Source organism: Streptomyces sp. NPDC059455, assembly GCF_042750115.1.
Classification (GTDB): Bacteria; Actinomycetota; Actinomycetes; order Streptomycetales; family Streptomycetaceae; genus Streptomyces; species Streptomyces endocoffeicus.
Genome location: NZ_JBHYVB010000484.1, coordinates 1 through 1465 on the forward strand (window position 1 = coordinate 1; position 1465 = coordinate 1465).

At 67.4% G+C, this 1465-nt stretch carries 1 pseudogene; it reads right to left on the reverse strand.

The annotated features are described in order from the left end of the window. A pseudogene (locus tag ACFXB5_RS53710) lies at nucleotides 1–1454 on the reverse strand (SDR family NAD(P)-dependent oxidoreductase); the annotation flags it as partial. Nucleotides 1455–1465 lie beyond the last annotated feature (11 nt).

Consider the following 1465-nt stretch of genomic DNA (forward strand, 5'->3'; position numbering starts at 1 on the left):
GGATCAATCCCCGCCCGCTCCATCGCCTCCCACGACGCCTCCAACAACAACCGCTGCTGCGGATCCACCGCCAACGCCTCACGCGGCGACATCCCGAAAAACTCCGCATCAAAATCCGCCGCATCATGCAAAAACCCACCCGACCGCACATACGACGTCCCCGCATGACCCGGATCCGGGTCATACAACCCCTCCAGATCCCAACCACGATCCACGGGGAAGCCGGAAATGGCGTCCGTCCCGCCGGCCACCAATTCCCACAACTCCTCCGGCGAGGCCACACCACCCGGATACCGACACCCCACCCCCACAATCGCAATCGGCTCCGTGTCCACGCCCACCACAGCCGGCACCGCAACAGCAGCATCCGCCCGCACACCCGCACCCAACTCCTGCCCGAGGTACGAGGCGACAGCGCGTGGGCTGGGATGGTCGAACGCCAAGGTGGTCGGGAGTCGAAGCCCGGTGGCCGCCCCAAGCTGGTTACGCAGTTCGACCGCGGTCAGGGAGTCGAAGCCCAGGTCCCTCAGCGCGCGGTCGGCGTCGATTCCAGCAGGGTCCGCATGCCCCAGCACCGTCGCCACATGGGAACGGACCAGTTCCAGCAGCAACCGCTCACGCTCCCGCGGCACCACCCCCGCCAACCGATCCCGCCACGCACCAGACCCATCCCGACCCACCACAACCCGCCGCACCGCACCCCGCACCACATTCCGCAACAACGCCGGAACCGACACACCACCACGCCCATGAAACGCCCGCACATCCACACGCACCGGCAACACCACACCACGCCCCACACCCTGAGCGACATCGAAAAGGGCAAGGCCTTCTTCGGTGGTCATGGGGGTGATACCGGTGCGGTTCAGGCGTGCATGGTCCTCATGGCCCAGGTGACCGGTCATCCCGCTGTCCTGTTCCCACAGTCCCCAGGCCAGGGACACCGCGGGCAGACCCTGGGCGTGACGGTGCTGAGCCAGAGCGTCCAGGAAGGTATTGGCCGCCGCGTAGTTGGCCTGTCCGGCATTGCCCAACACACCCGCGGCCGAGGAGAACAGGACAAACGCCTCCAGGTCCATGCCCTGGGTCAGCTCATGCAGATGCCAAGCCGCATCCACCTTCGGCGCCAGCACCCGCTCAATCTGCTCCCGGCCCAGACCCTCCAAAGTCGCGTCATCCAGCACACCCGCGGCATGCACCACACCCCTGAGCGGCACCTCCACCGGAACACCAGCCAGCAGCTCACGCACCGCATCACGGTCGGCCACATCACACGCGGCCACGGTGACCAACGCCCCGGCCGCCTCCAGCTCAGCCACCAACTCGGCCACCCCCGGCGCATCCGCGCCCCTGCGGCTGACCAGCAACAGATGCTCTACTCCGTGTTCGGCCACCAGATGCCGGGCCACCAAACCGCCCAGCGTTCCAGTGCCACCGGTGATCAACACCGTCCCCGGGCCCCGCC